This is a genomic window from Streptomyces sp. NPDC034111, from assembly GCF_055575375.1.
On the sequence record NZ_JBVIST010000008.1, the window covers coordinates 252,322 to 258,723 of the forward strand.

At 72.7% G+C, this 6,402-nt stretch carries 7 protein-coding genes; all 7 read left to right on the forward strand.

Translation table 11 applies throughout. The annotated features are described in order from the left end of the window. Positions 1-202 precede the first annotated feature (202 nt). Entirely contained in the window at positions 203-1,051 is an 849-nt protein-coding gene (locus ACZ55A_RS21115) for an SGNH/GDSL hydrolase family protein (RefSeq protein ID WP_468842042.1), read from the forward strand. A gap of 29 nt (positions 1,052-1,080) precedes the next feature. Beyond that, positions 1,081-2,331, forward strand: a complete 1,251-nt coding sequence (locus ACZ55A_RS21120; RefSeq protein ID WP_468842045.1) for an acyltransferase family protein — start codon at positions 1,081-1,083, stop codon at positions 2,329-2,331. Between the two features lie 47 nt (positions 2,332-2,378). After that, the gene (locus tag ACZ55A_RS21125; protein ID WP_468842047.1) at positions 2,379-3,008 is read left to right on the forward strand and encodes a GerMN domain-containing protein; all 630 of its coding nucleotides are present in this window, start codon (positions 2,379-2,381) and stop codon (positions 3,006-3,008) included. A 95-nt stretch (positions 3,009-3,103) separates the two neighbouring features. Then, positions 3,104-3,796: a winged helix-turn-helix domain-containing protein gene (locus ACZ55A_RS21130; protein ID WP_468842050.1), complete on the forward strand. Its 693-nt coding sequence runs from the start codon at positions 3,104-3,106 to the stop codon at positions 3,794-3,796. Continuing rightward, entirely contained in the window at positions 3,793-5,229 is a 1,437-nt protein-coding gene (locus ACZ55A_RS21135; protein WP_468842053.1) for an ATP-binding protein, read from the forward strand. The genes ACZ55A_RS21130 and ACZ55A_RS21135 overlap by 4 nt, the downstream gene beginning before the upstream one ends. Then, positions 5,226-5,762, forward strand: a complete 537-nt coding sequence (locus ACZ55A_RS21140) for a GerMN domain-containing protein (protein WP_468842055.1) — start codon at positions 5,226-5,228, stop codon at positions 5,760-5,762. The genes ACZ55A_RS21135 and ACZ55A_RS21140 overlap by 4 nt, the downstream gene beginning before the upstream one ends. 272 nt (positions 5,763-6,034) lie before the next feature. Beyond that, on the forward strand, positions 6,035-6,402 hold a 368-nt coding region (locus ACZ55A_RS21145), incomplete at its 3' end, for an FGGY family carbohydrate kinase (protein WP_468842057.1).

Sequence of the window (6,402 nt, forward strand, 5' to 3'; positions counted from 1 at the left end):
AGCTCGCCTTCTCCGGACTGCACCAGCTCCTGAGCCCGGTTCTGGCAGAGGCAGAAGGGCTGCCCGTCCGGCAGCGGGGAGCACTGCCGGTGCGACGGACCGCGGTGCTGTTCCCCGTGCCCGTGTGACTGCCCCTTTCTCGTTGTGTGACCGGTAGATGACCGCCCGGCCGATCGGGCCGGTGTGCTGATTTCCTCGGGGCATGAACAAGGACATTTCTTCCTGGACCGCCGCCCCTCAACCCGGTCATCGTCACCGGCCCCGCATTGGCCGACGGTTCGCGCCGGTCGTCCTCCTCGCTGTCATGACGGTGGCCGGCGCGGTGCTGGCCGGCTGCGGGACGGCCGGCGGCGGGGACGACGGGGAGAAGGCGGTGGATCAGAAGACGGCACAGAAGGGGAAGAGAGTTCTCTGGATGGGCGACTCCATAGCGGGGGCCGAGGCTCCGCCTCTCGAGGCCGCGCTGAAGGCGAGCGGTCTGGAGTTCAAGGACGCGTCATCCGACGGCGGCGGCACGGTCGTCGAGGGCGACAAAATGGCGGCGTCGATCGCGGCGTCCACGTGGAAGGACCTCAGCAAGAACGTCGAGTCCTTCCGTCCGGACGTGATCGCCTACCAGGTCACCACCTACGACTGGGGCAGTGCCGACCAGCAGCGGGCCTCGTACGAGAAGCTCGCGAAGACCGCACAGAAGGCGGGCGCCGAGCTGGTGCTCGTCCCGGCCCCACCGTTCAAGATCGGCGACTTCTACAAGAAGTACGAGAGCGCGATCGCGAGCGCGCCGAAGGCGGCCAAGGAGGTCGCCGACCGTAGTGGCGGCAAGGTCCGGTTCCTCGACGCCTCCGCGCTGTGGGGCACCGACCCGGGCGCCGAGAAGGCCCAGCGCTCGTCCGACGGTATCCACTCCTGCCAGCAGGGCTCGGCCGCGTTCGCCAAGTGGTTCACCGAACAGCTCGGCAAGGCCTACGGCTTCACTCCGGCCGCCCCGGAGAAGTGGGCCACCGGCTCGTGGACCGGAAACCAGCGGTACGCCAAGCTCAACTGCCGCTGACCCGCGCCGCGCAGACCCCGAGGACCGCCATGTCTTCCTCTCCGTCCCTGTCCGCGCCGCGTTCGCACCGCCGCCGGCGCGCCGGGCCCGCTCCCGGCCGTTCGCGTACCGCCCACCTCGCCCCGCTCGACGGACTGCGCGGACTGGCCGTCGTCGCCGTCCTGCTCTTCCACGCCGGGCGTCTGAGCGGCGGCTTTCTCGGCGTCGACCTCTTCTTCGTGCTGTCCGGCTTCCTGATCACCGGTCTGCTCCTGCGTGAGGCGACGGAGCGGGGCAGGGTCGGCCTGACCGCTTTCTGGGGCCGACGGGCGCGCCGCCTGCTGCCCGCGCTGGCCGTTATGGGCGTCGGCACCCTCCTGCTCACCTGGGCCTTCGGGGCCGCGTCCGTCCTGCTCTTCGCGCTCGACGACGCGCCGTGGGTCGCGGCCCAGGCCGTGAACTGGCACTTCATCGTCGAGCAGATCGGGTATTGGGACGCCTCCGGCACCCGCGTCTTCGCGCATCTGTGGAGCATCGCCGTCGAGTGGCAGTTCTACCTGGTGTGGCCAGTGGTGGTGGCGCTCGCCGGGCGGGGCCGGGGCGGGCAGCGGCGGGTCGCCGTCCTCGCCGGCGTGGGGGCGCTGGTCTCGCTCGCGCTGATGCTCCGGTACGGCGGTGCCGTGGATACCACGCGGGCCTACGAGGGCACCGACACCCGGGCGTTCTCGCTGCTGCTCGGCGCGCTGGCGGCCACGGCCCCGGTCCGCCGCCTGGTCGCCCGGGTGCCTGGATATGTGGCGGACGGAGTCTGCGCGGTGCTGGTGTGCGGTATCGGCGCCGCCTGGGTGCTGACGGACGGCGAGAACGCGCCCGGCCTCTTCCAGGGCGGAATGTTCGCGCACTCCCTGGCGGCCGCCGTACTGATCGCGCTGCTCGCCCGGGCTCCGGACGGGCGCGCCGGCCGGCTGGCCGGCAGCGCCATCCCGCGAGGACTCGGGGAGCTGTCGTACAGCCTGTACCTGTGGCACTGGCCGGTGTATCTGCTGCTGCCGCAGACGGTGTTCGGGGTCGGCGGGTGGGGGCGCACTGCCGTGGCCATCGGGATGTCGCTGCTGGCCGCCTGGCTCACGAAGGTCGTGGTGGAGGACCCGGTCCGGTTCCGGGCGCGCTGGGCGACCGGCCGCCGCGGCCTGCTGGCCCTCGCCGTCGCCGTCGCCGTGGCGGCCGGTGTGTGGGCGGCCGTCCCCAGGCCGCAGCCCGGTGCGGGGACGGTCGACCTGGACCGGCTGGTAGCGCGGTGAGGCGGCGGCGGGCGGGTACCGGCCGGCATGCGGAGAGACTGGGGTGTATGCGGATAAAGCGATACAGGCCGGACGGCACGGGAAAGGTGCGGTGGGGCGTGGCGTGGAAGGCGCTGGCCGGAGCCGGGTGGCGGCCGTGCCGCGCCGCCGTGGTTCTGCTGGCCGCTTCCTGGGCGCTCGCCGCCTGCGGTGTCCCCGACGCCGGCCCGACGGCGGCCGGTGCGCCGGCCGAAGGGGGGCGCACGGCGGGCACCGCCCACTGGGTGCGGGCGTACTTCGTCGCCCCGAACGGCAGCTGGCCCGTCGCCCGTCCCGCGCCGGCCGGTGCCGGACCCCAGACGGCGCTGGACAAGCTCGTCGCGGGCCCCACCCGCGGCGAACGGGCCCGCGGTCTCCGTACGGCACTGCCGGCCGGGACACACCGGATCCGGGCCGAGGCGACGGCGCCCGGCACGGTCGCCCTGTACCTGCCGTGGCTCGTGTCGGAGCTGGACGCGGCGGCGGTGAACCAGCTGGTGTGCACGGCAGCCGCAGCACCGGGGATCCCGGGCGGAAAGCGGCCCGAGGACGTTGTCGTACGTGTCTACGAGTCGGGGATCTCCGCGGCTGCCTGGACGGTTATGTGCGACGAGACCGGTGTGGCGGCGGCGGTAGGGGCGTCTCCCCCGGCCGGCTGACGCCCCGGCAATATGTCGCTGTTCGACACCCTATTCATCCCTTTACGGGGTTCTGGAGGGAGGATGGGCGATGAAGGAAAGGAGGGGGCCGGTCCATGACACGCGTCCTGCTGATCGAGGACGATCCCGCCGTGCGCCGCGGCGTCACGCTCGGACTGCGGCGCAACGGCCATGAGACGGAGGCGGTCGGCACCGGCGAGGACGGGCTGGAATCGCTCGCACCGTTCGCGCCGGACCTCGTGCTGCTCGACCTGATGCTGCCCGGTATGAGCGGCCTGGAGGTGTGCCGGGTCATCCGCGAGACCAGTCAGGTGCCCCTGGTGATCCTCTCCGCCCGCGGTGACGACATCGATGTCGTGGTGGGTCTGGAGGTGGGCGCCGACGACTACATCATCAAACCCGCGAGCAGCGACGTCATCGAAGCGCGCATGCGCGCCGTGCTGCGCCGGGTCGCCCCCTCGCAGCCCCGGCCCGGCCGCCGCGACGAGCCCTTGGCCCACGGCGATCTGGAGATCGACCCGAGCGCGGTGCGGGTGTGCAAGCACGGCCGGGAACTCACGCTCGCCCCTTCGGAGTTGAAGCTCCTGCTCTTCCTGTCGGGCTCCCCGGGGCAGACGTACAGCCGTCAGCAGCTCCTCGAACACGTCTGGGAGCACAGCTACTACGGCGACGCGCGGCTCGTCGACGCATGCGTCAAACGACTCCGCGCCAAGATCGAGGACGACCAGCGCAACCCGCGCTACGTCCAGACCGTGCGCGGCTTCGGCTACCGCTTCGGGCCGCTGTGAGACGCCGCCTCCTCCGGCGGGGCCTGCGCACCCGCCTCGTCGTCGCCTTCCTCCTGGTCTCCTCCCTCAGCGCGCTCACCGCCGCCGCCCTCACCTACCGCCAGGCACGGGACGCCATCCTGGACCGCGCCCGGGACAGCGCCGTACACAACCTGCGCACCCAGACCGGCTCCCTGGCCCCCGACCTGCCGTCCCCGCCCACCGAAGCCGACCTGCGCACCCTGACGCTCCAGCTCGACCGGGCCGGCGGCTCCCGCGACTGGCGCACCGCGGCCGCCTACCGCGACGGCGCGCTGGTCTCCGCCGCGGGGCCCGCGCCCGTCCTGCCTCAGCCGGTGCGCCGCACCGCCTCCTCGGCGCGTACCGCCGTCGTCCAGCGTTTCCACCACGCCGGGCAACCCTGGCTGGCCATCGCCCTGCCGGTCATGCGCGCCGGCCGCCCGTCCGAGCCGTCCGGGCTGGTGATCTATGCGTCCTTCTCGCTCACCGACCAGGCCCGGGACGTCGCCAGCCTCGTCTCCGCCGCGCGGGCCGGCGCCCTGCCCGTCGTGCTGCTGTCCGTCGTCCCGGCGCTGCTCGCGGCCCGGCGCGTCCTGCGCCCGGTACGGCAGTTGCGCTCGGCCGCCGAGAACATGGCGGCGGGCTCCCTCGACACCCGGATCCGGGTCACCGGCGACGACGAACTCTCCGACCTCGGCCGCACGTTCAACACCATGGCGGCGACCCTCCAGGCCGACGCCGCCACCCTGCGTGCCATGGAGGCCAGAGCGCGCCGCTTCGCCGCGGACGTCTCGCATGAACTGCGCACCCCCCTCGCCGCGATGACCGCCGTCACCGGTGTCCTGGACGAGGACGCCGCCTCCGGGGCGCTGGACCCGGAGACCGCCGAGGCGCTGGCGCTGGTCGCCGATGAGACGCACAAGCTCGTCCGCATGGTCGAGGACCTCATGGAGATCTCCCGGTTCGACGCGGGTGCCGCCGTCCTGGACCTCGACGAGATCGACGTCGGCGAACTCGTCCGCAAGACGCTCGCCCTGCGGCACTGGCAGGACCGGGTCGGCGTCGATGTGCCGAGCGGACTGCGGGCCCGGCTCGACCCGCGCCGCATCGATGTCGTCCTCGCCAACCTCCTCGGCAACGCCCTGCGCCACGGCGGCCCGACGGCACCGGTGGACATCCGGGCCCGGGCCGAGGGCGACCGGCTCGTCCTCAGCGTCGCCGACGGCGGACCCGGTATCCCGGGGGATGTTCTGCCGCATGTCTTCGACCGCTTCACCAAGGGCGACGCTGCCCGCACCCGCAGTGAGGGCAGTGGGCTGGGCCTCGCCATCGCGGCCGAGAACGCGCGCCTGCACGGCGGCACCCTGACCGTCGCCAACGACCCTGGTGGCGGAGCGGTGTTCACCCTCACGCTGCCCCGGGAGCCGGTATGAAACCCCGCGCGGTGTACGGGCCGCTGCTCGCCCTGTGCCTGGCGGCCCTGACGGCCTGCGGGATCGACGACACGGGCCCCGGCGGGGCCGGAGCGCCCGCCTCCGGACTGCCCCTCCCGGGAGGCCGCCCGGACGTGGTGCACGTCTACTTCTCCTCGCCTCTCGGTCTCGAACGGGTCTCCCGCCCGTACCGCGGCCCCGACACGATCCGGGCCGCCATGGACCGGCTCGTGGCCGGCCCCGACCCGGCCGAGCGGACCCGCGGCCTGGTCAGCGCCATCCCGCCGGGCACCCCCGCGCCAGTTGCCCTCCTACGGGGACGGACCACGGCTGATGTGTACCCCTCCCCCGGCTGGACGGCCAACCGCACCGCGGTCCGCCAGCTCGTCTGCACGGCCGCCGACGCCGTCGCCATGAGACGACGCGCCGAACCTGAGGACGTACGCATCACGCTGCACCGCCCGGAGGGCGGAGAGCCCAGCACGGAAGTGTGCGCGCCGCTGGCATCATCACGGCTCAAACCGGCCGGCTGACCAGGCGGCGTCACGCCCTTCCGGCTCTCAGGAGACGCCGAGGTTACCGGTGAGCAACCCCTTGACGTCTTTCCCAGGTCCGATAAGACTGCCGTCCAGTGGTCGACATTGTCGAACAGCGGACGGGAATCGGGGCAGCGTCGCTCCGATCGGGGCCATGTCTGGGTGCGGTCGACGAGGCGAATCGTCGCTGGCCCGCACCGGCTGGCCTCCCTGTACATCGAGCCCCCGCCGCCCCCGCACCGTATTGAGCCGCTCCAGGAGCACACACCGTGACCGACGCGCATACCGCCGGCCCGTTCATCGCCGCGATCGACCAGGGCACCACCTCCAGCCGCTGCATCGTCTTCGACCGGGACGGCCGCATCGTCTCCGTCGACCAGAAGGAGCACGCGCAGATCTTTCCCAGGCCGGGGTGGGTGGAGCACGACGCCGGTGAGATCTGGACCAACGTCCAGGAGGTGGTCGCCGGCGCCCTCGGCAAGGCCGGAATCACCCGTGCCGACCTCAGGGCGGTCGGCATCACCAACCAGCGTGAGACCACCGTCCTTTGGGACAAGAACACCGGTGAGCCGGTCCACAACGCGATCGTCTGGCAGGACACCCGCACCGACGCGCTGTGCAAGGAACTCGGCCGCAA

Coding starts and splice junctions, on each gene's coding strand:
- ACZ55A_RS21115 (WP_468842042.1), top strand. CDS start 203: ATGAACAAGGACATTTCTTCCTGGACCGCCGCCCCTCAACCCGGTCAT.
- ACZ55A_RS21120 (WP_468842045.1), top strand. CDS start 1,081: ATGTCTTCCTCTCCGTCCCTGTCCGCGCCGCGTTCGCACCGCCGCCGG.
- ACZ55A_RS21125 (WP_468842047.1), top strand. CDS start 2,379: ATGCGGATAAAGCGATACAGGCCGGACGGCACGGGAAAGGTGCGGTGG.
- ACZ55A_RS21130 (WP_468842050.1), top strand. CDS start 3,104: ATGACACGCGTCCTGCTGATCGAGGACGATCCCGCCGTGCGCCGCGGC.
- ACZ55A_RS21140 (WP_468842055.1), top strand. CDS start 5,226: ATGAAACCCCGCGCGGTGTACGGGCCGCTGCTCGCCCTGTGCCTGGCG.